The 25,341-nt window shown below is 43.6% G+C and carries 21 protein-coding genes; 14 read left to right on the top strand and 7 right to left on the bottom strand.

Annotation, left to right across the window (positions count from 1 at the left end):
• The first annotated feature begins 131 nt into the window (after positions 1-131).
• Positions 132-1,496, top strand: coding sequence for a sugar porter family MFS transporter (locus NST59_RS16700; RefSeq protein WP_144467984.1), 1,365 nt, complete (start codon positions 132-134; stop codon positions 1,494-1,496).
• 136 nt (positions 1,497-1,632) lie between these two features.
• On the top strand, positions 1,633-3,030 hold the full coding sequence (locus NST59_RS16695) for a bifunctional glycosyltransferase family 2 protein/class I SAM-dependent methyltransferase (protein WP_144489967.1): 1,398 nt from the start codon (positions 1,633-1,635) through the stop codon (positions 3,028-3,030).
• A 185-nt stretch (positions 3,031-3,215) separates the two neighbouring features.
• On the opposite strand, the gene NST59_RS16690 is transcribed toward NST59_RS16695, so the two are convergent.
• The 5 genes from NST59_RS16690 to kduI form a co-directional block, all read right to left on the bottom strand.
• Positions 3,216-4,361: a Ger(x)C family spore germination protein gene (locus tag NST59_RS16690; RefSeq protein ID WP_144489969.1), complete on the bottom strand. Its 1,146-nt coding sequence runs from the start codon at positions 4,359-4,361 to the stop codon at positions 3,216-3,218.
• A complete protein-coding gene (locus NST59_RS16685; RefSeq protein ID WP_106025548.1) occupies positions 4,358-5,458 on the bottom strand; it encodes a GerAB/ArcD/ProY family transporter in 1,101 nt (366 codons plus the stop codon). Before NST59_RS16685 ends, NST59_RS16690 begins: the two co-directional genes overlap by 4 nt.
• A 3-nt stretch (positions 5,459-5,461) precedes the next feature.
• On the bottom strand, positions 5,462-6,928 hold the full coding sequence (locus tag NST59_RS16680; protein WP_341040835.1) for a spore germination protein: 1,467 nt from the start codon (positions 6,926-6,928) through the stop codon (positions 5,462-5,464).
• A gap of 102 nt (positions 6,929-7,030) precedes the next feature.
• On the bottom strand, positions 7,031-7,804 hold the full coding sequence (kduD, locus tag NST59_RS16675) for a 2-dehydro-3-deoxy-D-gluconate 5-dehydrogenase KduD (RefSeq protein ID WP_341040834.1): 774 nt from the start codon (positions 7,802-7,804) through the stop codon (positions 7,031-7,033).
• A 5-nt stretch (positions 7,805-7,809) separates the two neighbouring features.
• On the bottom strand, positions 7,810-8,637 hold the full coding sequence (gene kduI / locus NST59_RS16670; RefSeq protein WP_341040833.1) for a 5-dehydro-4-deoxy-D-glucuronate isomerase: 828 nt from the start codon (positions 8,635-8,637) through the stop codon (positions 7,810-7,812).
• A gap of 258 nt (positions 8,638-8,895) precedes the next feature.
• Between kduI and NST59_RS16665 the strand changes: the two genes are divergently transcribed.
• From NST59_RS16665 to NST59_RS16610, 12 genes are all read left to right on the top strand, one after another.
• Entirely contained in the window at positions 8,896-9,906 is a 1,011-nt protein-coding gene (locus NST59_RS16665) for a LacI family DNA-binding transcriptional regulator (protein ID WP_341040832.1), read from the top strand.
• Between the two features lie 86 nt (positions 9,907-9,992).
• Positions 9,993-11,009 (top strand): sugar kinase, encoded by a 1,017-nt coding sequence (locus NST59_RS16660; protein ID WP_144491552.1) that lies wholly within the window; start codon positions 9,993-9,995, stop codon positions 11,007-11,009.
• Positions 10,981-11,580, top strand: coding sequence for a bifunctional 4-hydroxy-2-oxoglutarate aldolase/2-dehydro-3-deoxy-phosphogluconate aldolase (locus NST59_RS16655; RefSeq protein ID WP_058837510.1), 600 nt, complete (start codon positions 10,981-10,983; stop codon positions 11,578-11,580). The genes NST59_RS16660 and NST59_RS16655 overlap by 29 nt, the downstream gene beginning before the upstream one ends.
• Positions 11,581-11,700: 120 nt before the next feature.
• Positions 11,701-12,156, top strand: coding sequence for a GNAT family N-acetyltransferase (locus tag NST59_RS16650; protein WP_126682384.1), 456 nt, complete (start codon positions 11,701-11,703; stop codon positions 12,154-12,156).
• Between the two features lie 68 nt (positions 12,157-12,224).
• Positions 12,225-13,226: a sugar-binding protein gene (locus NST59_RS16645; protein ID WP_047201902.1), complete on the top strand. Its 1,002-nt coding sequence runs from the start codon at positions 12,225-12,227 to the stop codon at positions 13,224-13,226.
• On the top strand, positions 13,223-14,665 hold the full coding sequence (locus NST59_RS16640) for a sensor histidine kinase (protein ID WP_247543814.1): 1,443 nt from the start codon (positions 13,223-13,225) through the stop codon (positions 14,663-14,665). Before NST59_RS16645 ends, NST59_RS16640 begins: the two co-directional genes overlap by 4 nt.
• A complete protein-coding gene (locus tag NST59_RS16635; RefSeq protein WP_341040831.1) occupies positions 14,659-16,077 on the top strand; it encodes a response regulator in 1,419 nt (472 codons plus the stop codon). The genes NST59_RS16640 and NST59_RS16635 overlap by 7 nt, the downstream gene beginning before the upstream one ends.
• Positions 16,078-16,179: 102 nt before the next feature.
• Positions 16,180-17,445 carry an ABC transporter substrate-binding protein gene (locus tag NST59_RS16630; RefSeq protein WP_039181911.1) on the top strand — a complete coding sequence of 422 codons (1,266 nt, stop codon included), beginning with the start codon at positions 16,180-16,182 and terminating at the stop codon, positions 17,443-17,445.
• Between the two features lie 55 nt (positions 17,446-17,500).
• On the top strand, positions 17,501-18,472 hold the full coding sequence (locus NST59_RS16625) for a carbohydrate ABC transporter permease (RefSeq protein WP_180272448.1): 972 nt from the start codon (positions 17,501-17,503) through the stop codon (positions 18,470-18,472).
• Positions 18,469-19,290 carry a carbohydrate ABC transporter permease gene (locus NST59_RS16620; protein WP_041087976.1) on the top strand — a complete coding sequence of 274 codons (822 nt, stop codon included), beginning with the start codon at positions 18,469-18,471 and terminating at the stop codon, positions 19,288-19,290. The genes NST59_RS16625 and NST59_RS16620 overlap by 4 nt, the downstream gene beginning before the upstream one ends.
• Positions 19,291-19,437: 147 nt before the next feature.
• Positions 19,438-20,388 (top strand): mannose-6-phosphate isomerase, class I, encoded by a 951-nt coding sequence (gene manA, locus NST59_RS16615; RefSeq protein WP_058837516.1) that lies wholly within the window; start codon positions 19,438-19,440, stop codon positions 20,386-20,388.
• Positions 20,389-20,512: 124 nt separating this feature from the next.
• Positions 20,513-23,143 carry a glucosaminidase domain-containing protein gene (locus NST59_RS16610; RefSeq protein WP_151284865.1) on the top strand — a complete coding sequence of 877 codons (2,631 nt, stop codon included), beginning with the start codon at positions 20,513-20,515 and terminating at the stop codon, positions 23,141-23,143.
• 17 nt (positions 23,144-23,160) lie between these two features.
• On the opposite strand, the gene NST59_RS16605 is transcribed toward NST59_RS16610, so the two are convergent.
• Positions 23,161-24,351, bottom strand: a complete 1,191-nt coding sequence (locus NST59_RS16605) for a CDP-glycerol glycerophosphotransferase family protein (RefSeq protein ID WP_281733646.1) — start codon at positions 24,349-24,351, stop codon at positions 23,161-23,163.
• A gap of 11 nt (positions 24,352-24,362) precedes the next feature.
• Positions 24,363-25,133 carry a WecB/TagA/CpsF family glycosyltransferase gene (locus NST59_RS16600; RefSeq protein ID WP_039181899.1) on the bottom strand — a complete coding sequence of 257 codons (771 nt, stop codon included), beginning with the start codon at positions 25,131-25,133 and terminating at the stop codon, positions 24,363-24,365.
• Positions 25,134-25,341 lie beyond the last annotated feature (208 nt).

The raw sequence follows: 25,341 nt of genomic DNA, 5'->3' as shown, positions 1-25,341 counted from the left end.
CCTTCTCGTAAAAAGTTTCAAAGATATACAAATGAAATATATTTGTCATAAAACATCGAAATGTTTGAAATGACAGGAAGTGAGGAAAATGATTTTTCATAGAGTACAGAGACAAAAGTGGGGTTATGAACATGAAAAATCGGAATGGATGGCTTTATTTCTTCGGCGCCCTTGGCGGTGCTTTATATGGCTATGATACAGGTGTCATCTCCGGCGCCATCTTATTTATGAAAGAGGATTTAGGTTTAAATGCGTTTACAGAGGGGCTTGTCGTCAGCTCGATTTTAATCGGGGCGATGCTCGGTTCCTCTCTTTCTGGAAAGCTGACAGACCAATTTGGGCGGAAAAAAGCCATCATCGCCGCAGCGATTTTGTTTATTATCGGCGGATTTGGTACAGCTCTTGCCCCGAATACGGAAGTGATGGTTTTATTCCGAATTGTACTAGGGCTCGCTGTCGGGTGCTCGACAACGATTGTTCCATTATATTTATCTGAACTTGCGCCAAAGGAATCACGGGGGGCACTATCCTCATTAAACCAACTCATGATCACATTTGGTATTCTTCTAGCCTATATTGTGAACTACGCTTTAGCGGATGCAGAGGCATGGCGCTTGATGCTTGGAATTGCGGTTGTTCCTTCTGTTCTTTTGTTATGTGGGATTTTGTTTATGCCGGAAAGTCCCCGCTGGCTGTTTGTCCACGGACAGGCTGATCGTGCGAAGGAGATATTATCTAATCTCAGAAAAAGTAAGCAAGAAGTGGAAGAAGAAATTTCGGATATTCAAAAGGCGGAAAGTGAAGAAAAAGGCGGTTTTAAGGAATTATTTGAGCCATGGGTACGCCCAGCATTGATTGCCGGTGTCGGCTTAGCCTTTCTGCAGCAGTTTATCGGTACAAATACGATCATCTACTATGCACCAAAAACATTCACAAGTGTTGGCTTTGGGAATTCTGCGGCGATTTTAGGAACTGTCGGAATTGGTGCAGTGAATGTCATCATGACGTTTGTTGCCATCAAAATCATTGACCGTGTAGGGAGGAAAGCGCTGCTCCTATTTGGGAATGCAGGAATGGTCCTTAGTTTAATTGTCCTGTCAGTGGTCAACCGATTTTTCGAAGGGTCAACAGCTGCAGGATGGACAACCGTTATTTGTTTAGGTCTCTTTATCGTCATCTTTGCTGTCAGCTGGGGGCCAGTCGTTTGGGTAATGCTTCCTGAGCTGTTCCCGGTACATGTCCGAGGAATCGGTACAGGCGTTTCAACTTTCCTTCTTCATACAGGAAATTTAATCATCTCGCTTACATTCCCAGCTTTATTAAGCGCGATTGGTATCAGTAATCTCTTCCTCATCTATGCGGTCATCGGTGTAGGCGCCTTCTTATTTGTGAGGTACTTGGTGACCGAAACGAAGGGGAAAAGTCTTGAAGAAATTGAAGAAGATTTAAAAAAGAGAAATCGTGCCGTCGCAGGTGACGAAGGGAAAACAGTGTGAACAATGACCAGCTGCCGTATGCAGCTGGTTTTTCTATGTTAAACAAACGTTTAATCAAGAAAGGACATTCCCTCATCTTCTGAACGTGCTCCATATGACATACATATGGAACAGGCGGGCGAAAGGTGGAAATGAGATGAGAGGGAAAACAAGCATTGTCATGCTGACGTACAACGAACTGCATTTAACGAAAACATGTATCCAAAGCATTAAACAGCATACGAGCAGCGACCAATATGAACTCATCATCGTTGATAATGCGTCAACTGACGGCACGAAGGAATATGTAAGAGAGCTGGATGATGTGATTTTCATTGATAATGAAAAGAATGAAGGCTTTGCAAAGGGATGTAATCAAGGGGCAAAAGAAGCTTCAGGAGACAGCATTCTCTTTTTAAATAATGACACGATCGTGACGGAAAATTGGCTTCCTCCATTAAAAGAGGCGCTATTCGCATCAGAACAGATTGGGATGGTGGGGCCAGTCTCCAATTATGTGAGCGGCCCTCAGATGGTTCAGCCGTCGTATACAGATGTGAAGGAGCTCCCAGCCTTTGCTAAGGAATATACGTCTAAGAGAAAAGGTCAGAGAACTTATGTGCACCGGCTTGTAGGGTTTTGCTTGCTCGTGAAAAGAAAGCTGATCGAGGATGTGGGGTTATTTGATGAGCGGTTTGTATATGGATCATTTGAGGATGACGATCTTTGCTTACGTTCATTACTGCAAGGGTATCAGCTGCAAATTGTGCATGATTCCTTTGTGCATCATCATGGTCATGCTACCTTCAATGCCAATCAAGAAACGAACATCTCTACACTGTTTACTGAGAACAGACTTCGATTTTTAGATAAGTGGGGCATAGATCTAAATTTGATCACCCCTCATCCGTATTTTACGGAATTGCTCCCTGAGGAAGCTGCATGTGTGCTGGATGTTGGATGCGGCGCAGGGGCAACCGGGCTTGAATTGATGAACCGGCAGTCTGTAACCATGTACGGGGTAGAGGAGGATGCATTAAAAGCAGCGGTCGCAAAGGCGTATTACGAAGAAGTGATTGAGGCAAATGCGGATGAATACCCATGGTCAGAGAAAGAGGCCTTTTTTGATGCGGTCATTTTTTCAGATGTTTTAGAGCATGTGTCAGACCCTTGGCACATCATTGAGCAAGCACACGCATCTTTAAAGCCAGGGGGTGTCATCATTTGCTGCCTGCCTAACATGATGCATGCAGAGGTGCTTCTTCCTTTGATGACAGGGGACTTTACGTATCAAGATGTAGGAATTTTAGATCGAACCCATATGCGGTTCTTCACACCAAACACCATGCGTGCGCTTTTCCCAGATCAATTGTTTGAACGCGTGATCGAGCAGCGGATCAATGTACAGATTGATCAAAACGTCCAATTGTTTTTTGATGAGGTGGCAAGAATAGGAGCATCACTTGGCTTTCAAACAAAATCGTTGTCTGATCAAGTGACTTTGTATCAGCTTCTCATTGTCGTACGTAAAAAAGGCGGCTCCCCACCGGGATAACCGCTTCAGCGTGTAGCCAAACCCTCGCATTCGGTGTCAGGTCTGCGCTCCGGTGCTCGTCCTTCCTAGGGCTGCAAAGGTTTTCTATCACGCTGAAAAGAAGACAAAGGGCTAAAATCAAGATCATTTTAGCCCTTTGTCAACAGTATGAGGGCGGCTCCCCATTGGGATAACGCCTTTTGGCATTACCATTTAAAGCTTTTTGTTGCGCCTTCTGCACCAAAGTTCAAGATGCTGACTTTGACATCGTATTCGATGGCTGCTTCTTGGAATAGCCTATCCCACTCGGTACCGTGCTGATCCCAATAGTCGGGATATTTCATACGGAACTGCTGGTTTAAAAATATGGGATCAACGCCGACTTCTTTTTGCACATGATTTACTGCTTTTTGAATGCGTTCTTTAATTTTATGAGCAAAGATACGCTCAAAACGTTTAATGTACTGCTCATCGAATGAGTTTTCAGGAGGATATTGATCCTCAGACAATTTTCCATTTGTTTGTATGCTAATTTTAAAGGATACCTTTCCGTCTTTCAGATAGGGCTTGACCTTGGTTTTTGCTTTTTTTATTTCATACGTGATCGGATAACCTTTGTAGGTGGCAGGTACAACGCCGCCAGTGATACGGCCCATTACCCAGTTTAAAGATTGGACATCTTTTGCTGGGATAAAACCAATCAGCTTTCTCGTTTTCCCATGTATGATTCCTGCCCCATCATAAATAATTTCACTGTCGATCACATCTACACTTTGTACGAGGAAGCTAACGCCCATCTGAAAGTAATCAGACGACCGGCCAATACGTGTTGGCGGTGCGATCTTCCCGTTAAAGCTTCGGTTTTTGGATGTTTCAAAGATATGCTCAACCGGTACCTTCTGTTGAGACTTTAACTTTTGATTGATGACTTTTGACGCATCTCCTCGTGACACGAGGAGATAGCTGCTGCGCCGAACCTCATCATCTCGAATAAAATGATTAAGTGTTCCTTGAATATCGTGATGCTCTGCTTGATTTCTGCCAAACAAGAAGATTTTCATGTGATCACTATAGATCGGCGGGTCTTTCAAGGCGACATTACTGACAGCCTCAAGCACATTTTTTCCCTTTGAGACAACATTCACATAGCCGGGAGAATCGGCCTCTTGTGTTCCGCTTGTTTTCGGTACAAGGTTTTGATAGGTCAGCTTAACTCCATTGTCATCATCCTCATCAATACCAACACCGCGTACAAACGATAGTTTTTCAATATCCTTTAAGTCCCAGCAGCCTGCTGATAGAAGGAAAAGGCAGCAGGAAAAAAAGAATAACAGTATACGCCTGCCTCTCATGTAGAACGACCTCCCCATTTTTTGCGTATCATCAGCAGGATAGCAGTAATAAAAGGAATGGCTAAAACCGCAAACAATGCGTAGCCGAGTAAAGTAGAGTAGTAAAAGACTTCATTGATATTTCTAGGGAAAAGTGAGAGTGCTGATGTAATCAAAAATAACAGCCATAACAGTCTCGTTATATTGGTTGTTTTAAAAACAGTGAAGCAGCCTTTAATCGCAAACTGGAAAAAGCCCAGCATACAAATGAACTGCTGGCACGTCCAGATCGTCAGTAAGAAAATATCAAATCGTTCGATAAACACTCCTTCAAGTTCAAGCGCTTGAATGAGGGAAACTGTTGGCCAAGTGAGAGATTTCGTTTCACCAACGGTCATGGAGCCAATCACTATAAAGAGTGTGAGGGAATATACAAGAGAAGTAATTCCAACCCCGATTGCAGCCGCCCATTTTGCCTTAGACCATTTGTCTTTATAAATGAGCGGGACAACAAACAAAATCACTTCAAAGCCTGTAAATTGAATAAAGGTTTGAGAGAAAAGGTTACTAAAATCTTTAAAACCATGCGCCATCACAGGGCGCAAATAATCAAAATCAAATATTTTTAAACAAAACAGCATGAGCGCTATGTAAATGACCATGGTGATCGGATAAATATAGGTCACCATTTTGACGACTGGAAAGATACCGCTTTTCAAATGATAGATCGCCACGAGTAAAAAAATCATCACAATCACGGTCATGGGAGTTGATTGCAGCAGGAAAAACTGAACCACTTCCCCAAGGACACGTGCCTCAAAGCCGACAATGCCTAGTAAATAGGCAATCAGCATTAAATTAAAGATTGTGCCAAAGAATGCGCCCGCTCCTTTTGTATTTGACTCGAAAATGGTGTCTGGTGCATTCTTTTCGGCAATCCACCCCAACAAAAAAGCAACGAAAGCAAAGATGACGCCCTGTAATAATACAATGATCCAGCCATCAGGGAATCCTGAATTGGCAGAACTGCGTGGAATGGTTAAAATTCCAGCGCCTATCATTGTAGAACTGCACAGAATGGTGACTTGTAACAATGATAGCTTTTCAGGTCTGTACATCGTTTAATCTCCTTGTCTTCTGAGGTTTTTTATTTTTGCTGTTTTTGGTCTGGATTTAAATAGCCCGATTGGTAAACGAACGTACGTATCCTTTAAATCTGAAAACGGTGAAGACAACACAGGTGTGAAATAGTCAAAACCAAAGGTCTTTAACTGCATCAAGTGACAAAGCACAAATAAATAACACATGATTAAACCGTATAATCCAAACAATGCCGAACTAAAAATGGCCATAAACCGCAAAATACGCAGTGGGAAACTAAAGTCATATGACGGTGCCGTGAAGTCAGCCAGTGCGGTCAGCGACACAATAATCACCATTAAGGCACTGACGATATTGGCTTGGACAGCTGCCTGACCAATAATAACCCCGCCAATGAGCCCAATTGTCTGTCCGATGGCTCTTGGAAGCCGTAGTCCAGCTTCCCGCAGCAGCTCTATCGTAAAAGACATGAGAATGGCTTCGACAACAGGAGGGAAGGGAACATTCTGCCGGCTGCCTGCGATGGTGAGTGCCATTCTTGTCGGTAATAAACCGGGATGATAAGAGACAAGTGCAATGTAAAGCCCGGGTAAAAAAATCGTGAGCAGCACGGCAATATAACGAAGTAAACGCAAAAGAGTCGCGCTTGTCCACCTCTGATAATAATCCTCTGGTGATTGCATCAAAGCTGTAAGTGTCATAGGTAAAATGAGGGCAAAAGGAGTCCCATCGAGCAAAATCGAGACTTTGCCTTCAAGCACAGATGCAATCACCCGGTCAGGACGTTCTGTGTTTTGAATCTGTGGGAAAATGGAGATGTGACTGTCCTCAATCAACTGTTCAATATAGCCGGTTTCAGGGATGTCATCCATTTTGATTTCGGCCATGCGTGATAGAACATCTTCTACTAGTTTAGGGTCAGCAATATCACGAACATACACAAGAGCAGCGGATTTTTTATTGCGAGTACCGATACTCACCTTTTGAATCACAAGATTTGGGTCGTTTGCCCGTTCGCGGAGTAAAGCCGTGTTTTTTTCAAGATTCTCAATAAATCCGATCCGTGGTCCTCTTACAAGAACTTCAGATTGCGGCTCTTCTACTTCCCTAAATTGAAAAAGATTTGTATGGAGTGCAAGTGCTTGAGCCGCTCCATCTACAAATAAAATAGCCCTGCCGCTATATAACTGCTCGATGGCAAGGTTCATATCATCCAGCACATCACTTTGAATGCCAAAGAACGTTTTTGAAAGGGAGGGAAATGTAGTAGAATCAACCTCAGTGAGGTCCAGTTCCTTTTGCATTGGTGAAATGATTTGCTTAGAAAGCATCTCAAATTCTGTGAGTCCTTCAATGTACACGAGACATGCAGACATAGTGGAAGGACCAAATGAAAAAGAGTGGAACACGATATCATCACTTCTTCCGGCAAAGCTTTTGACACGCTTAATGACGGACGCTATATCTTGTTCAATACGACTTTTCATAATACCTCACCCTCATCACATGTTTTTTATAGAGTGACTCGGAAGGTGGAGAATTATACAAATAGAAAAAAGAGAATCCCGGATAGGAATTCTCTCGTCTTTTTATCTTGCAAGCCAGCCGCCATCAACGGCTAAAATATGACCGTTCATATAATCAGAAGCTGGTGAGCTAAGGAATACAGCAGCACCTGCTAGATCCTCAGGTTTTCCCCAGCGCCCGGCGGGGATTCGTTTGAGAATCTCTTCATTTCGATTTTCATCGTCCCGAATGGCTTGTGTGTTATTGGTCGCAATATACCCAGGCGCAATCGCATTCACTTGAATATGCTGGCTCGCCCATTCGTTGGCAAAAGCTTTTGTCAGCCCTGCGACAGCATGCTTGCTTGCTGTATAGGCGGGGACAAAGACGCCGCCTTGAAACGATAGAAGGGAGGCGATATTGACGATTTTTCCTTGCCCGTTTTTCAGCATTTGCTGTCCAACCTTTTGCGTGAGGAAAAAAAGACTGTTGATATTCACATCCATGACCGTATGCCAATCTTCCTCTGAATAGTGAGCCGCTTGCTCTCTTTTAATCGTTCCAGCATTATTGATTAAAATATCAATCGTGTGCTTCTTTAATATGGCGTCGACAGCATGCTTTGCAGACTGAGGGTTAGAAAAGTCAACTTGAATCGCATGAAATGATCGGCCTGCCTGTTCGACAAGTGCCTTTGTTTCTTCAAGCGGTGTGTGGTGATAAGTGCCGATGATATCTGCACCTGATTGGGCAAGCGCCACGGCAATGCCTTGCCCAATGCCGGTTCCAGGACCTGTCACAAGGGCTGTTTTTCCTTCAAGGGAAAAGAGGGACGCTGCATATGATGTTGTCATCATCCTCGTTACCTCAGCTGATCCATTGGGACAAAGTCCATATCTTTGAACGTATAGTTTTCGCCCGCCATTGCCCAAATAAATGAATAATTCGCTGTCCCTGAGCCTGAATGGATGGACCAGGCAGGTGAAATGACTGCTTCCTCATTTGCCACAACAAGATGCCTTGTTTCAGAGGGCTCCCCCATAAAATGAAAGACTCGTGCATTCTCTTCGATATCAAGATATAAGTACACTTCCATCCGGCGATCGTGAATATGTGCAGGCATCGTGTTCCACGTGTTATTGGTTTCCAGCTGAGTGATGCCCATCATGAGCTGACAGCTTTGAATGCCATCTGCATGGATGACTTGATACAGGTTTCGTACATTGGAAGCAGCTGCTTCCCCTAAGTGGTTTGGTGTTAATTCAGCGATGGCTGCTTTTTGCGTAGGGTACGCTCTATGAGCCGTGGCTGAAACTAGATAGAACTTGGCCTCGTCGCCTGATGAACTAGCAAACTGTACATCTTTGTGACCAAGACCAATATATAAGAAATCTTTATGCTCCAGCACAAAGGCCTCACCATCAACAGTGACCGTTCCTTGTCCGCCGACATTCACAATCCCGATTTCACGTCTTTCAAGAAAATACTCCGTCCGTAAAAAGTCCCCAGCATCTAGTGTGATCGGCTCTGTTGCTGGCATGGCTCCGCCAATCACCACGCGATCCTCATGAGAGTAATAGAGCTTTAATTCACCACTGACAAATAGCGTAGGAATATGAAAATGACGACGAAGTTCCTCTGTTGTAAAACGTTTGACCTGTTCAGGATGTACAGCATAACGATTTTCCATTTGGATAAGCCTCCCTTTCCATCTGAAACAAATATTGATATTTATTTGGTATCGGTTTCAAGGAAAATTCTAGAGGAAAAAGAGAGCGCCGTCAACCGTTTATTTGAAATCGCTTTCTTTTTCTCTAATTAAACGAATTTTTACCATCATCAAGCAAAAAAATCTTCTGAAATGCCATCAATTATGATATGCTCTTTTTAAGTTTATTTGAAATCGGTTTCGAACCAAATGAGAAGATCAATTGTGGGAGTTTTTTGAATGAAAGAGAAAAAGCAAACGAAAGTGACCATTAACGAAGTAGCAGCTTATGCAGGGGTCTCAAAATCAACTGTATCCAGATATATCAATGGCAGAACAAATGAAATTTCTTCAGAAAAGGTAAAAAAAATCAAGAAAGCCATTGAGGAACTCCATTATCGCCCGAGTCAGCTTGCTCAAGGACTAAAAGTCAGAAAAAGCAAGGTCATTGGGTTTATTGTAGCCGACATTACGAATCCATTCTCTGTGGCAACACTTCGCGGAGTTGAAGAGATTTGTGATGAATATGGATACAGTATCATGGTGTGCAACACAGATAATCGTCCAGAAAAAGAACGGGAAATGCTCCTTAAGCTGAATGCACATTATATTGAAGGGCTCATCATCAATACGACAGGACAGAACAATGACATTCTGGAGGAGTTTAAGAAAAACGGTGTGCCGATTGTTCTTGTGGACCGGAAGCTGCCTGAACTAAAAGTCGACACAGTGACCACGAACAACCGTGATATCACAATCCGGCTGCTTCAACAAATGTATGAGAAAGGCTATGATCACATCGCATTCTTTACTGAGCCTGTCGATGGAATCAGTCCTCGTGAAGAACGAAAGGAAGCATATGAACAGACAGCTTTGAGTAAACATAAGAAGCCAATCATTGCAGAAATTGATTTAAAGCAAAAGGAACAAATGCGCGAAGAGATTGTCCGTTTTCTACAATCAAACGAACAGAAAAAAGCGATTTTAGCTGGCAATGGATTACTCATGCTGAAGCTGATTAGTGAACTTGTAGAGCTTGGGATGAAGATTCCTGATGAGTTCGGCATTGCAGGGTTTGATGATACAGAATGGTATAAGCTGATTGGACCTGGAATCACAACGGTTGCCCAGCCATCTCATGAAATGGGGAAAGCAGCCATGCAAAAAATCAAGACACGGCTTGAAGGGGATGAAAGTGCGCCCCAAACGATTCAGCTTGATGGTGAAATCATTGTAAGGAAATCTTTATAAATGATAGGCAGAGAAGAGTATACAGACGTGCATGCTCTCTCTTTTTCAACTGATTTGAAACCGGTACCGAGAAAGGGGAGAAATGAGTGAAAGCATTGGATGCGGTCACATTTGGGGAATCAATGGCGATGTTTTATGCAAAGGAAGTTGGGGAGCTTCATCAAGTGCATACATTCCAAAAGGCGCTTGCTGGTGCAGAAAGTAACGTGGCTGTCGGTTTGGCGAGGCTGGGCTTTCATGTGGGCTGGATGAGCAAAGTCGGAGCAGATTCACTTGGCACATTTATTTTAGAAGAGCTTCAAAAAGAAGGGGTCGATACAAGTGCAGTGCTCCGTTCAAATGATGGGTCTCAAACGGGCATCTTACTTAAATCAAAAGTGATTGATGGAGACCCTGACGTCACGTATTATCGGAAAGGCTCTGCTGCGAGCACAATGAGTCCAAGCGACTTTCCCGTCACTTATTTCGAACAGGCAGGCCACCTTCATATGACTGGTATTCCGCCTGCCCTATCCAGTGAAATGAGAGCGTTTTCTATTCGTGCCCTTCAAGAAATGAAAGCAGCGGGCAAAACCATTTCATTTGATCCAAATCTTCGGCTTCAGCTATGGGAAGAGGAGGAGGACATGATTCAGACGGTGAATCAAATCGCCTCGCAAGTGGATTGGTTTTTTCCAGGGCTTGCAGAAGGGCAAAGGCTCACGGGTTGTCACGAGCCAGAAGAAATTGCAGATGTTTATTTGCAAAAAGGCGTCAAGCTAGTGGTCATTAAGCTAGGTGCAGAAGGTGCCTTTTATAAAAGTGCAGCCGGACAAGGAATGGTGAATGGATTTTATGTACAGGATGTCGTAGATACAGTCGGAGCTGGTGATGGATTTGCAGTGGGGGTCATCAGCGGGTTACTTGACGGCTTATCAAATGAAAAATCCGTGATAAGAGGCAATGCAGTCGGGGCACTTGCAGTGATGTCTCCTGGCGATAAGGATGGACTGCCTACTCGGGAGGAGCTTCAAGCTTTTATGAAAGAAGCCAAACGATATCAAAGACGGGATTACATGAAAGGGGATGAGAGATATGGGAAAGTCAGCAAGTTTGAACGTTAAAAAGCAGCTCGCGTCTTGTAAATTGATCGCAGTGGTGAGAGCGGGTAGTGAAAGAGAAGGCATTGAAATGATTGAGCGTTTAAAGAAAAAAGGGGTCCGTGCCATTGAAGTGACGTATACCACGCCAAATGCTGAACGCATCATCGCATCCTTTCAGCAGGAGCAAGACCTCATTGTAGGAGCGGGAACGATTACGACACTGGAGCAGGCACAATCAGCTGTTGAGGCAGGCTCACAGTTTATCGTCAGTCCAGGATATCTTCCTATGATTGGAGAACATCTCTCATTTTACGACACACTCTATGTACCAGGGGTTCTCACCCCAAGTGAAATCATGCAGGCGAAAGCAGATGGCTACGGCTTGCTCAAGCTTTTCCCAAGCGGCTCCTTCGGTTTATCCTATATGAAAAACTTGCAAGGTCCATTTCCAGAGATTGAATTTATTCCTACGGGCGGCATTCATCCAGCTGATGTTCCGAAGTGGCTTCAAGCAGGCGCGGTGGCTGTCGGTGTCGGAAGTCAGCTTGAAAACAGTACAGCAGAGGAATTACAAGCCGTTCTTTCCTCATAAATACTTGTAAAACGAACAAACAATTGGCTGGTAGAGGCCAGTTGTTTGTTCGTTTATATGACATAACAGCAGATAACCATTCAACTCTTCACGTACAATGATCGTGAAGGAGTGATGGAAATGTACATTCTACAAGATGAACTTATGGATGGACGAATTGATCAGCTGATTACTGCACATATAGAAGAAATGAAAGAGCATTCGCCGCCCGAAAGCATTCATGCCCTTCCATTAACTGATTTAAAAAAACAAGATGTCACCGTGTGGAGTGTACGAGATGGAGAGGAGGTTCTTGGCTGCGGAGCGTTAAAGGAGCTGTCAAGTGAACATGGGGAAATCAAATCGATGAGAACTGGAGCCCTCCATATGCGGAAAGGTGTAGCGAGGTATATGCTGAATCATCTTCTCCAAGAGGCAAAACGGCGCGGGTATACACGTGTCAGCTTAGAGACAGGGGCAATGGCTTTCTTTGAACCAGCAAGAAAACTATATGAAAGCGCTGGCTTTCAGTATTGTCCGCCTTTTGGTACATATCAAGAAGATCCAAACAGTTTATTTATGACAAAGGAATTATAGAGGTCGAGAGAGTATGCTTATAAGCAGCTCTTTTTTTATGCGGAAATAGTGAAAAGGAGGAGGATACGGTGAAATTATCTAAGTGGATCGGAATGAGCGCATTTCTCACATTTTGTGTGGTATCTGTCATCTTTTTAACGTTATTAGGTCAAGATTTATTTAAAATTGAAAGCGCTTCCGATAAAACAGCGTCAACGTATCAATACCATTTTGTCCTTGTACCGGAGGAACTTGATAACGAATATTGGCAGCTTGTACAAAAAGGAGCTGCTGATGCGGCAGACGTTCATCACGTGTATCTAGAATATTTGGGCCCAAAGCAAGCGGATGTCGACGATCATCTGAAAACCATTGATATGGCGATCGCTGGGCATGTTGATGGCATTATGACGCAGGGACTTGATGCAAAAAAATACAAACCGCTTTTTCAGAAGGCGAGGGAAAAAGGAATTGATGTCGTCACCGTCGATACGGATGCAGAAGGGAGCAAGCGTCAAGTGTATGTAGGAACGGACAATTACTATTCAGGCTTTATCGCAGGGCAGGCACTCATCGCAGATACAAAAGGTGAACAGTATGTAGGAATTGTCACAGGCAGGCTGGATGCCATTCATCAAAAGCTGCGCGTCAAAGGCTTTCGAGATGCCGTCTCCGCTGAAAAACGTATTCATATTGCTGGAATAGAAGAATCAGCCATTACGAAGTCAGGTGCCTCAGGTGCCGCTTATAAACTATTAAACGATCATGCGAAGCTCACCGCATTTTATGGCACAAGTGCATTAGATGGTGCAGGCATCATTCAAGCAATCGCACAGTACCAATCATCCACTGATTTTTATGTGCTTGCATTTGACACATTGCCTGATACGATTCAGGCGCTTGATGATGGAACGATTGATGCCGTGGTCGTGCAGCATCCTTATGAAATGGGCTATCAAGCGGTGGAATCGCTTGTTCGTTTGCAAAAAGGTGAAAAAGAAGAACCGCTTCAGTACACGGGAACGAGTGTGATCCGGCGCGGGGATCTGCCTCTTCAGCAAACAGACAGAAAGCAGGGGATGCAGCCATGAGAAAGATTCGAAGTAAGCTGTTATTGGCATTTTTAATCCTTGTGCTTCTTGGCAACGTAGCCGCTTTTTTTGTCTACTGGAGCAGTTCAAAAATCACATCAGAATATAGCCGGAGCTTCCGTTCTTTTCTGCTGCTCAATGATATATCGACAGAAGCAAAAACGATGTATGAAAAAGTCAATGCCTATGCCATTGAAAAGGATCGGAAGTTTGCCAAAGAATACCTTACGTCAAAACAAAAAATGAAATCCTACGATCAAGCGCTGCGAAAGGATGCCGGGCTTCATGCTGCGATTCCATCGATTGAAAAATATCAATATATGATACGGACGCTCATCAATGAAAGTGATGCGACCATGACACATGTAAAAGAAGGGAAAATCGAAGAATATGCTGCAAGTGTGAAGGAAGTGAGAACCGTCTCCTCCTATATACAAGAGCAGACGATGACCCTGCTTGATGATGAATTATCTGAATATCAAGTACTCTATCAATCTCTTCAAAAAAGGCATCATACCTATGCGCTCTTTACCTTGTGCCTGTTTACGTTATCAATCGGGGTCGCATTATGGATGGCTTATATGATTGCTGGCGGGATATCAAGACCCATTGTTCATCTGTCCCGAAGCGTAAAAGAAGTATCAGAAGGAAATTTTGATGGAGCGAATTTGCATGTCACCTCAAAGGATGAAATTTCTGTTTTAAATGAAGCCTTTCAGCGAATGCGGCAAGAGATGAAAATGATGATTGAAGAGATCAAACAAAAGGCAGCATTGGATCAAAAAATCAAAGACATGAAGCTAAAAACACTGCAAAACCAAATGAACCCGCATTTTTTATTTAACACATTAAACATCGTTTCGCGGATGGCTTACTTAGAATCAGCGGAAGCCACATCGAGATTGATTCAATCCGTTTCTACGCTGATGCGGTATTCGCTGTCTGCTCTGAGTACATCCGTTACATTGGAACAAGAAGTGAAAGTGGTAAAAGAGTATTTTCATATACAAGAAACGAGATTTGCCGATCGTATTACCTGCAAAACATCCATCGATGAGTCGTGTTTATCTGTACATATCCCAAGTCTCACCTTACAGCCGCTTGTCGAAAATGCCTTCATTCATGGCGTCGAACCAAAGGAGGAAGAGGGACTTGTCGAGCTCTTGATCTATCAAGAAGGCGGCTATGTGATGATCCGGATTCGGGACAATGGGATGGGCATCAATGAATTGGAGAAAAGAAGATTGCTATCAGAAAAAGAAGAGGAAGATCCGAACATCCTGAGTAAAGGCCACTCGACAGGAATTGGTCTTCGAAATGTGATGTCAAGACTGCGTTTGTTTTACGGGGTGCAAAATGCCCTTCAAATTGATTCAAAGCCAAACGAAGGCACCACCATACAATTGGCTATTCCGATGAAGGAGGGACCGGCATGCTGAACGTGCTGATTGTCGATGATGAAAAAATAGAACGACTAGCGATGCGGAAGTTCTTAACCGAATGGGTTCCAGAGTGTCATATAGCAGGAGAAGCGGAAAATGGAAAGAAGGCGGTTGAATTCGTGCGATCTGAGCCCATTCATCTTGTGCTCATGGATATCCAGATGCCTGGCATGGATGGACTGGCGGCGATCAAACAGATCAAAGCAAGCAGTCCTCATACAAAATTCATTATGCTGACAGCCTACGATACATTCGATTACGCCAAGCAAGCGATGCAAGAAGGGGTGAAACAATACCTTGTCAAACCAGCTGATAAAGACGAAACCATCGCAGCCATTCGATTTGTAGCAGCAGAAATAAAGCAGGAGGCGTCTCAGCGGCAGGCGGCAGCGGCCGATCAGCAGTCAAAGTGGCTTGAAGCCCATATCATGAACGGTCAATCCTATACCTCCATGGAGTTTCAACAACTATTTTCCGAATATGAAGCAGGTCTTATCATCGCGGTGCAGCGGACGGGCGGGGATCAGCTGTTGAACGATTTACAGAAATCTGCACAATTTCATACGGTGCCGGTTCAGATGGGGGGTGAACTGTTTACATGCTTCATTTATAGTCAGCAAGGACCAGGTCAGCTTAAGGCAGAGGTGCTGCAAGCCATTCGAGCTGCCATGACAAATGGTCAGCCTTCACCTGTCGTTGGCATAGGGCACCCAGTCTCAAACCCGCTTCATCTTCAGAAAAGTGCAGCAGAGGCGAAGCTTTCCTATTATCAGCGAAAAAAGAGTGGCGGCGTTGTTCGTTATGGTTTTTACCAAACAGACATAAAGCCCGGTCCATTGATTCATCTGCCGGAGCTTGCAGACAGCATGATGCAGGCGCTCGAGGAAGGGAGAAGAGAGGATGCGCTGGCTTTATTTGATGCCTTTCAATTAGAGGGGGCGACGATTTCACAAGTAAAGGAACTGCTGATTCTCTTCAAATCACGTCTCCGTACAGATCTATCGATATTGACAATCAGCACCGCAGCTGAATGCCGTCAGTGCTGTGAACACCTATTTGACGTGTATGAAGCGAGAACCCAGACCATCAATGACATTGAGCGGGCAAAACGTTACATCAAAACGCATTATTGTGAACAGATCACACTTGAGCAAACAGCCGCTTATGTTGATTTAAGTCCAACCTATTTCACAAAACGTTTTAAAGACGAGACGGGTCTGACATTTAAAGAGTATGTGACAAACTGCCGGCTGGATAAAATCAAAAAGCTCCTCAAGGACAGCTCGCTTAGCTTAAAAGAAATTACCTATCAAGCAGGATATACAGATCCTAATTACGTCAGCCGTGTGTTTAAGAAGATGGTCGGCTGTTCACCGAAGGAATATCGAAAACAGGCCGTAAAAAAATGAAGAATTTCATAAAAAAGTGCAGAAGTTTGCCTGAAAAAAAGCAAGGATCTGCCATTATACTTATTTTGATAACGCTTACAAAATAGGGATGGGGGATCAATCATGAAGGTCAAATTAGGCTTTACACTGCTTGCACTCTGTATGCTGATCGTTACTGCCTGCAGTTCATCGACGAACTCAGAGGCAAAAAAAGAAGGCGGAACGGAAAAGCTCGAAATTTTCTCTTGGTGGACAGGAGCGGGTGAGGAAGACGGGCTAAAGGCACTCATCCAGTTGTTTGAAGAGAAGAATAAAGATATTCCAATTGAAAATGCAGCTGTCGCAGGTGGTGCTGGTACGAATGCAAAGGCTGTTCTGACTAGCCGTATGCAGGGGAATGATCCGCCTGCTACGTTTCAAGTGCATGGCGGGGCGGAGCTGAATGAGAGCTGGGTCGCGGCAGGCAAAATGGAGCCGCTGGATGATTTATATGAAAAAGAAGGCTGGAAAGACAAATTTCCAGAATCACTGATTGATCTTGTCAGCAAAGATGGAAAAATCTATTCCGTGCCAGTGAACATTCACAGGGGCAATGTGCTTTGGTATAACAAGAAGGTATTTGATGATGCAGGCTTAGAGCCGCCAGCGACATTTGATGAATTTTTCAAAACAGCAGATGCATTAAAGAAAAAAGGAATCACACCACTTGCGCTTGGAGATAAGGAGCCTTGGGCAGCGACTCATTTGTTTGAAAGTGTTTTGCTTGGTGTATTAGGGGCAGATGGTTATCAAAAACTTTGGGCTGGCGACATGAAAATGGATGACCCGAAAGTGAAGGAAGCGGCAGACATCTTTGGGCGCATGCTCGAATACGTCAATGATGATCACAGCTCACGTAACTGGCAGGATGCCTCACAGCTCGTGGCAAAAGGCGAAGCTGCAATGAATGTCATGGGCGACTGGGCGAAGGGGTACTTTGTGAATGATCTTGATTTGAAGGTCAATCAAGACTTTGGATACACGGCGACTCCTGGAACGGAAGGAAGCTTTATGGTGATCACCGATACATTCGGACTGCCAAAGGGTGTGAAACAGCCAGAAAACGTGAAGAAATTCTTATCTGTTTTAGGATCTGTGGAAGGACAGGATGCGTTTAATCCGCTAAAAGGATCGATTCCAGCACGTGTGGATGCAGACGTATCAAAATATGATGAATACGGAAAATCGGCGATGAAGGCATTTAAAGAGTCTAAGCTGGCGCCGTCTCTTGCTCATGGCTCAGCTGCTGAAGAAGGGTTTGTGACGAAAGCGAATCAAGCCGTCAATATCTTCGTGACACAAAAAGACAGCAGTCAGTTTGTATCATCTTTAAAAGATGCAATGAAATAAAGACGAAAGAGGCGGCGGCTAGGCACCGCCTCTTTTTTAAAAGGAGTGTAGCTTCATGCGCATGGACACATCGCCGATGACAAAAACATCTATGCCCAAGGTCAAACGTATGCGGAAAAAATGGAATGGAGACCAGCTGCTGGCGCTGCTCTTTTTAGCCCCGTCAGCGGTTTTATTATTCATCTTTGTTTACGGCTTTATTGGCTGGACAGGATATGTGTCATTATCAAACTGGACCACGCTTGTTCCTGATTTCTCTTTCGCAGGTCTTCGCAATTATGCCATGCTGTTTCAAGATTTCCGCTTTCAGTCAGATCTTCGAAACACGGTCTTTTTTACTCTATTTTTTATTGGGGCTGTCATTGTCTCTGGTCTTGCACTTGCGATTTTACTAGATCAGAAGATCAAGGGGGAATCTCTTTTTCGGAATTTATTCTTCTTTCCGATGGCCCTTTCCTTCGTTGTCACAGGGGTTGTATGGCAATGGATTTTAAACCCGTCAACAGGGGTGAATTTATTTTTGAAAACGCTCGGTATCCAACCTAAATGGTACACGGATACGAACATTTTGGCCGGATTTGTCTGGGGGAAAATTGAGTTTGGTGTACCTGCGGCCATGATTGCCGTCGTAATTGCAGCTGTTTGGCAAATGACAGGCTTCTCTCTGGCGATGTATTTGGCGGGTCTGCGAGGAATTCCAGAGGAAGTAAGAGAGGCTGCTAGAATGGATGGTGCATCGGAGTGGCAGATTTACTGGAAAATCATTTTTCCTCTTTTAAAACCGATTACTGCAAGTGTTGTTATCATCATGGCTCATATTTCATTAAAGATTTTCGATTTGATTTACTCGATGACAGGACCGGGTGCGAACTTTGTCACCGATGTCCCGGGCGTGTATATGTTTGAAATGACCTTTAGAGGAAACCATTATGCAGGTGGTGCCGCCATTGCGATTGTCATGCTGATCTCTGTTGCGGTCTTTATCGTGCCATACCTCCTGTCGAGCCGGAAGGGGGCTTCATCATGACAGCCAGACAGTTTGTCCGTCCAGTTCTTTATGCTTTATTGATTTTGTGCAGTCTATTTTTTTTGATGCCAGTTTATGTCATGCTCGTCACAAGCTTGAAGCCATTAGGTGAAGTCACCCTTGAACGAATGTGGTCGCTGCCATCCACAATCGATTTTTCAAGCTATCAAATCGCGTTTGAAAAGCTGGCACCCAATTTAATGAATTCTCTTTATCTAGTCATTCCTGCTACTTTATTGTCAGCTGTATTAGGTGCAATGAATGGCTATGTATTATCAAAATGGCGTTTCAAAGGATCAGAAGTCGTCTTTACGCTGATGCTCTTTGGGATGTTTATTCCATATCAAAGTATTCTAATTCCACTTATTCAATTTTTGCGTGAAGTCGGATTGTATAATTCAATTCCAGGGCTTGTGCTTGTCCATGTCGTGTATGGACTTCCGATCACAACACTCATGTTCCGAAATTTCTATGTGAGCATCCCAGATGAAATGATTGAATCGGCGAAAATGGATGGCGCAGGGTTTATCGGGATTTTCAGACATATGATTCTTCCGCTTTCGATCACAGGGTTTGTTGTGGTCGCCATTTGGCAGTTCACAAATGTGTGGAATGAATTTTTATTTGCAGTCACGATGACCACTGCGGAGCATCAGCCGGTGATGGTTGCCTTGCAAAATCTATCAGGCAGTCAAATTGTGCAGTGGAACGTCCAAATGGCAGGAGCGATATTGGCTGCGCTGCCGACACTACTCGTCTATATTCTTCTTGGAAAATACTTTGTCAAAGGGCTTCTTGCAGGCTCTGTCAAAGGGTAAAACAATTTTTGTGTTATCGTTTTCATTCGGTGTACTGAAAGGATTGACTTCTCTTTAGATAGCGTCATAATAAAAGTTGAGACTTACTAGTTTTCATCAAGCTAGGTAAGGATTATCAAAGGGTAGCAAAGGGAGGAGTCATCCTGAATGAAGCAGTCACCAATTTTTTTACTGCCTGAATTGAAGGAAAGAATATGGGGAGGTACAGCCTTAAGGGATCAATTTGGCTACGATATTCCTTCTGATCAAACGGGAGAATGCTGGGCAATTTCTGCTCATCCAAACGGACCAAGTGTCGTGCAAGACGGTCCATATAAAGGGAAAACGCTGATCGAACTTTGGGACAATCATAGAGAATTGTTCGGGGGGATAGAAGGCGATCGCTTCCCGCTGTTAACCAAAATTTTAGATGCAAACCAAGACTTGTCTGTTCAAGTACATCCAGATGATGATTATGCGGAAAGACATGAAAATGGCGAGCTTGGAAAAACAGAGTGCTGGTATATCATTGACTGCAAAGAAGGAGCGGAAATGATCTATGGGCACAATGCAAGAACAAGAACTGAGCTTGTCACCATGATGAATAGCGGAGATTGGGAAGGTCTTTTGCGGCGGGTGAAAATTAAGCCTGGTGATTTTTATTATGTGCCAAGCGGTACCATTCATGCACTTTGCGAAGGAACGCTTGTCCTTGAAACGCAGCAAAGCTCAGATACAACCTATCGCGTATATGATTATGAACGAAAAGACCAGGATGGCAACGAACGTGAACTTCATTTTGCACAAGCAATTGATGTCACGACGGTTCCTCATGTAGACGGTTATGCAGATGAATCAGTTGAAACACGCCGAGGAGTGACCATTCGTACATTTGTTGAAGCAGAATACTTCTCTGTGTATAAATGGGAAATTGATCAAAAAGTAGAGCTTTCTCAGGATTATCCGTTTTTGCTATGCAGTGTGATTGATGGAGAAGGGTCTTTAGAGCATGACGGAAACACATATCCACTGCCAAAGGGCGCTCATTTTATTCTGCCGGCTGAAACAGGAAGCTTCTCAATTGAAGGATCTTGTGAACTGATTGTGTCGCATATATAAGGCAAAGAGGACTTCAAGAGGGTCCTCTATTTTTCTATTGCATAAATGACTTGAAAGAGTACTTGTTTTTGTCGATAAAGAGATTAGTAGACTATTATGCAAAGTTAAGAGAGGGACAGGGAACGTGAAAAAAACCATCAAGATTATGTTACTCGCAGCTGCCTTTGGTATGACATTACACACGGGTAAAGAAGCGCAAGCAGCCTCCTATGTCGACCAATCCATTTATACGATGAACACCACAAAGGTATTTACAACAGAAGCAGAAGTGAAAAAAGCAGTGGAAACACTGAAGAAGGACAAAAAGTGGACAGCCACTTATCAAACCTCAGGAAATACGTCGAGCTATCAGCTCACTGCCTCAGGATATGAGTCACAAGCAGCAGCGAGTGCAAGTGCAGCTGCATTAAAAAAAGAGGTGGGCATGAGCGGTACGGTGTCTCCAGTAGGTGACCGCCTTCCTTTACAAAAGGTCGTATCTGACCCAGTTAACGATGAAAATCAGGCGAAAAAGCTCTCACTTGAGCTAACAAAAACATCTGGGCTCAATAGCTCCTATGAAGTTATCAATCAAAGTAGGCCTTCTTATCAGGTCATATCAGGAACCATTGATTCTGAAACGAAAGTGAAAAATATTCAAACCGAGTTGCAAAAGCAGGCAGGCGTCACCAGTACATACCAAACCGAAAACAAAGCTGGCACTGTATATCAGCTGATTTCAAGCGGTATTGTTGGACAAAGTAAGGCGAATACGATTCTGCAAGGTTTTCAGAAGGCATCCGGTTTAAAACCAGTGCTTCAAACGGTAACAGCGGGTAAGCCGTATTACATCGTCACATCCGCTGCACAAGCGAACCAGTCGAAAGCACAGACACTCCTTACTCAGCTGCAAAAAGAAGCAAAAATCAGCGGGAAGATTCAAAAGACAGGAGCCTTAAAAAATGTCTACAGCTTGGAATCAGGCTATTTCAAAGACAACAAACAAGCAGCTTCAGCTGCGGCTCAAATTAAGAAGCAAACCGGTGCTGCAGGTACTGTGCAGCGAGTGGGAAAAACAAAAAATTATATCGTAAAGCTCAATCAATTGAACGATACAGCTTACGCAAAAACGATAGCTTTTTTCAAGAAAAAGAAATGGCGCTACACGTCCAAAAAGATTTCTTCTACACAGCCATATCAAGTAGTGACAGGGAATCTTTTAGGAGATGACCAAGCGAAAAAAGCAGCGGCTTTCTTCCAAAAGAAAAAAGTATCTGCAACAACGAAAAAAACAGGCAAGGTATCAGACAGCACATATCGACTCGTCGTCAATCAAGCAGTGGACCAAGCGAAAGTGAATAAAGGTGCCGCATACTTAAAAACGCAGAAGGTGACAAGCAGCATCAAGACAAGCAAGGGACAGGCTGTCAGCAAAACATATAGTCTTAAGACAACACCTGTATATGAACAAACTAAAGTGAAGCAGGCTCAAGAGATCATCAAGAAAAATGGTATTGCCAGCAGTACAAAAACGCTGACAGAAGTGGTCAAGCAATACCGTATCACGACAGAGCCGACAGTGAATCAGACAAAACTGAATCAAGCACTCAGCTATTTGACGAAACAAAAAATGAAGGCTGCTGCACAAAAAACAGGCGCAGTCGATTATGCTCAATATCAGATCAAAACAGGTGCCATCTCAACAGCTGCACTGCGTGACCAAGGCATGGCATTTTTCAAAAAACGGAATGAAACCGCTGCGTATACAACAACAACGAAACCAACTTACAAAATCAACATTACGCAGCAATTTACAGGATTACCAACTGTAAATGAAGCCATTGCATTTGTGAAAAGCCAATATGGCTGGACTGCCACAGCCGTAAAAATTAAAAATGGCCCAATGGTCATGCAAACGAACTACAACCTCACTGTCAATGAGATGGTAAACAAACAAATGAAGGTGTCACCACAGACAGATGGTGCGGCCTATGTCTATGCATCATATGTAGACCAAGCAACATCGACAGTGAATACGGATGGCTTAAATGTCCGTTCTACACCTGATTCGAGCTCTGCAAGCAACATTGTGGCACAGCTGAATAAAGGAGCAAAAGTGAAACAGCTTGGAAAAGAAGGAAACTGGATCAGGATCAACCTCGGCTGGAGAAATGCAAGTGCAGCAGAGGTGCAAAAATATGTCGATCCAGCCAATATTGCAGAAGGCACGCAATCTTATTTTCAATTTCTGAAACTCTCTGAAGCTGCGAATCTCAATCCGGCAGAGGTCAATACAAAGATTTTAGCAGGCAAAGGAATTCTTGCTGGTAAAGGACAAGCCTTTATTACAGCAGCAAAAACGTATCATATCAACGAAATTTATCTTATTTCTCATGCGTTGCTTGAAACGGGTAACGGAAGTTCCATTCTAGCGAATGGTACAATGTTTAATGGAAAGAAAGTATATAACATGTATGGCATTGGTGCATATGACAGCAATCCGAATTATCTCGGTGCAAAGTATGCGTATGAACAGCAATGGTTCACACCAGAGGCTGCGATTATTGGCGGGGCAAAATTCATTGGCAACAGCTACATCAATAATGCGACATACAAACAAGATACGATTTATAAAATGCGCTGGTCTGCTACAGCAACTCATCAATATGCAACAGATATTGGCTGGGCTTCTAAGCAAGTCACTCGTATGTATAGTTTGTATAACCTGCTTGATGACTATACGCTGTATTACGATATCCCAGTGTATAACAAATAAAAAAACGTCCGTGCTTCCTATTGAGAAGCCGGACGTTTTTTTTGTAAGAGCAGCTGCTGTTCAATGAATGAAAGGAGCTGCTGACTTGATTGTCCCTTTGAATATTGGTTCCATTCCTCAGCAAAGGTTTTGATTCGTTCTTTATTGGTTGATCCGTTTAGGTGTAAAAGCTCCTGCAAGAGCATGTCCTGTGTGACGCAAGCCTTTCCAGGAATGATGTCTTCATACCGATCAACTAAGCCGCGTTTCTCCCGATAAGTGTCTAAGTCATAAGTGAAGAACAAGACAGGCTTTTCGAGCAGTGCATATTCAAACACAATCGACGAATAATCTGTCACTAGGACATCACAATCACAAAGCAATGGATAGAGCGGCTGATCGGACACATCAAATATCCATTCACCGTCTGTTTCTGCTTTCGCTAAATGTTTGACTGCAGGATGAAGCTTGACGAGCAGAATATAATCGCCATTCAGCTCAGTTTGCAATTGCTCTTTTGAAAAAGGCAGGACAAGACTGTCCATTGCAAAGTCTCGATAGGTCGGTGTATAGAGCAGGATCTTTTTCCCTTTTGGGATATCATTCAGCTTTAAGGAAGGCTGATGCTGTTCATAGTACAGATCCGTCAGTGGTACACCAGTTGGTAAAAAGCGTTCATCATTGGCTCCAAACGAGGTCTTGAAAATCTCACGCATGTGATCTGAGCCTGTTACGATATAGTCGAAAGACGCATAGACACGTTTGAAGCGCTCGATGTCACGGGGACTTCGTTCAGAATTTGAAGCATCTTCAAGCCCGAACTTTTTCAAAGCGCCATTGGCATGCCATACTTGAATACAGGTGGTAGAAGGCCGTTTTCTAAGCACACTCGTCATGAGAAAGTAATTATCCGTCACGACAACCTTGCTTTTAAACATCGTATACATACATTGAATGAGATGGAGAGGATTTTTTTCATGAAAATAGCGAAATGACAGATGAGGCCCGTCCTTTTCTATCGCAGAAGCATGCTTCGTATAGAGGACAGTAAGCTTCATTGTCATGTTCGCCTGTTGTTGATAAGTATGAATGAGAGCAGCCGCATTCTCTTGGAACGAAACAAGCAGCGTCACCTGGTTTTCACGCGGTTTCACGCCGCTCATCAGCCATCCAATGAAAGAAATAAAAGCTGCGTAACATGAAATCATCATTGAGCGTATATTCATCATTTGTCAGTCTCTTACAGCTGCTTCGTCTGATCCTTTACCTGCTCAGGATAGTAACGTTTTTTCCCTTTGCTTTCCTTCAATACGGCAAAAGCGTACTTAGGAATATTCAGCATTCGTTTCCATCTCCATGGATTCACAATCAATCTATACAGCCATTCTGTATTTGTCTTAATCATCCAGCGTGGTGCACGCTTCACCGTTCCGCTAAATACATCAAAGCTTCCGCCTAAACCGATGCAAACAGCCTGCGGGAATAAATGGCGGTATTCGTAAATAAAGTTCTCCTGGTTTGGATAACCTAATGCAACGAACACCATATCAGGTTTCGAGCGCGCGATTTGCTTCGCTACGAAACGTTTATCAGCTTGATAGCCGTCACAGCTTCCGGCAAGGACCACATTTGGATATTCCGTATCAATTCGCTGTTTCACAGCCTCAAGCACTTCTTTTTTCGCACCATATAAAAAGATTCTTTTAGACTGCTTGTTTGCTAGATCAAGCATAGACATGAAGACATCAAAGCCGGCAATTCTTGACTTAAGCGGACTTTGGGTCATGCGAGACATCAACACGACGCCTACGCCATCCGGCAGTACATAATCCGCAGATGAGACGACTTGATGGTACGCATGATCCTTCATGACGGCATAGCCTATCTCTGGATTGACAGTTGCAATCATGGCGCCTCTTTTCTGAGAAATATGATGCTGGTTCATATAGCTGATAAATTCATCTAAGTCGCCGTTTACATAAGAAAGGTTAGAGACCACTTCTGTTTGCATTGTTTAGACCTCCTTTTTAACTTGTTATCTATGAACGTTCATTGTAAATTCATTCTTCGCCTACTCATCATTTTATCACAGATGCTCCATGAAATATTAACAATAACTTTACAAACCTTTAAATTTCATGACATTTTCATCAATTCAAATGGACGATCCTCTGTGAAACATTGATTCCTCGGACTTTTCCTCCTGCGCCCAATAAATT

The organism is Bacillus sp. FSL R5-0439 (assembly GCF_038008805.1).
Taxonomy (GTDB): Bacteria; Bacillota; Bacilli; order Bacillales; family Bacillaceae; genus Bacillus; species Bacillus safensis.
Note: the sequence above shows the minus strand (reverse complement) of the source record. Positions and strands in the feature narration are given on the sequence as shown.

Coding starts and splice junctions, on each gene's coding strand:
- NST59_RS16605 (WP_281733646.1), bottom strand. CDS start 24,351: ATGATGAATATACGCTCAATGATGATTTCATGTTACGCAGCTTTTATT.
- kduI (WP_341040833.1), bottom strand. CDS start 8,637: ATGGAAAATCGTTATGCTGTACATCCTGAACAGGTCAAACGTTTTACA.
- kduD (WP_341040834.1), bottom strand. CDS start 7,804: ATGATGACAACATCATATGCAGCGTCCCTCTTTTCCCTTGAAGGAAAA.
- NST59_RS16695 (WP_144489967.1), top strand. CDS start 1,633: ATGAGAGGGAAAACAAGCATTGTCATGCTGACGTACAACGAACTGCAT.
- manA (WP_058837516.1), top strand. CDS start 19,438: ATGAAGCAGTCACCAATTTTTTTACTGCCTGAATTGAAGGAAAGAATA.
- NST59_RS16635 (WP_341040831.1), top strand. CDS start 14,659: ATGCTGAACGTGCTGATTGTCGATGATGAAAAAATAGAACGACTAGCG.
- NST59_RS16685 (WP_106025548.1), bottom strand. CDS start 5,458: ATGTACAGACCTGAAAAGCTATCATTGTTACAAGTCACCATTCTGTGC.
- NST59_RS16700 (WP_144467984.1), top strand. CDS start 132: ATGAAAAATCGGAATGGATGGCTTTATTTCTTCGGCGCCCTTGGCGGT.
- NST59_RS16655 (WP_058837510.1), top strand. CDS start 10,981: ATGGGAAAGTCAGCAAGTTTGAACGTTAAAAAGCAGCTCGCGTCTTGT.
- NST59_RS16640 (WP_247543814.1), top strand. CDS start 13,223: ATGAGAAAGATTCGAAGTAAGCTGTTATTGGCATTTTTAATCCTTGTG.
- NST59_RS16665 (WP_341040832.1), top strand. CDS start 8,896: ATGAAAGAGAAAAAGCAAACGAAAGTGACCATTAACGAAGTAGCAGCT.
- NST59_RS16630 (WP_039181911.1), top strand. CDS start 16,180: ATGAAGGTCAAATTAGGCTTTACACTGCTTGCACTCTGTATGCTGATC.
- NST59_RS16625 (WP_180272448.1), top strand. CDS start 17,501: ATGCGCATGGACACATCGCCGATGACAAAAACATCTATGCCCAAGGTC.
- NST59_RS16690 (WP_144489969.1), bottom strand. CDS start 4,361: ATGAGAGGCAGGCGTATACTGTTATTCTTTTTTTCCTGCTGCCTTTTC.
- NST59_RS16600 (WP_039181899.1), bottom strand. CDS start 25,133: ATGCAAACAGAAGTGGTCTCTAACCTTTCTTATGTAAACGGCGACTTA.
- NST59_RS16650 (WP_126682384.1), top strand. CDS start 11,701: ATGTACATTCTACAAGATGAACTTATGGATGGACGAATTGATCAGCTG.
- NST59_RS16620 (WP_041087976.1), top strand. CDS start 18,469: ATGACAGCCAGACAGTTTGTCCGTCCAGTTCTTTATGCTTTATTGATT.
- NST59_RS16680 (WP_341040835.1), bottom strand. CDS start 6,928: ATGAAAAGTCGTATTGAACAAGATATAGCGTCCGTCATTAAGCGTGTC.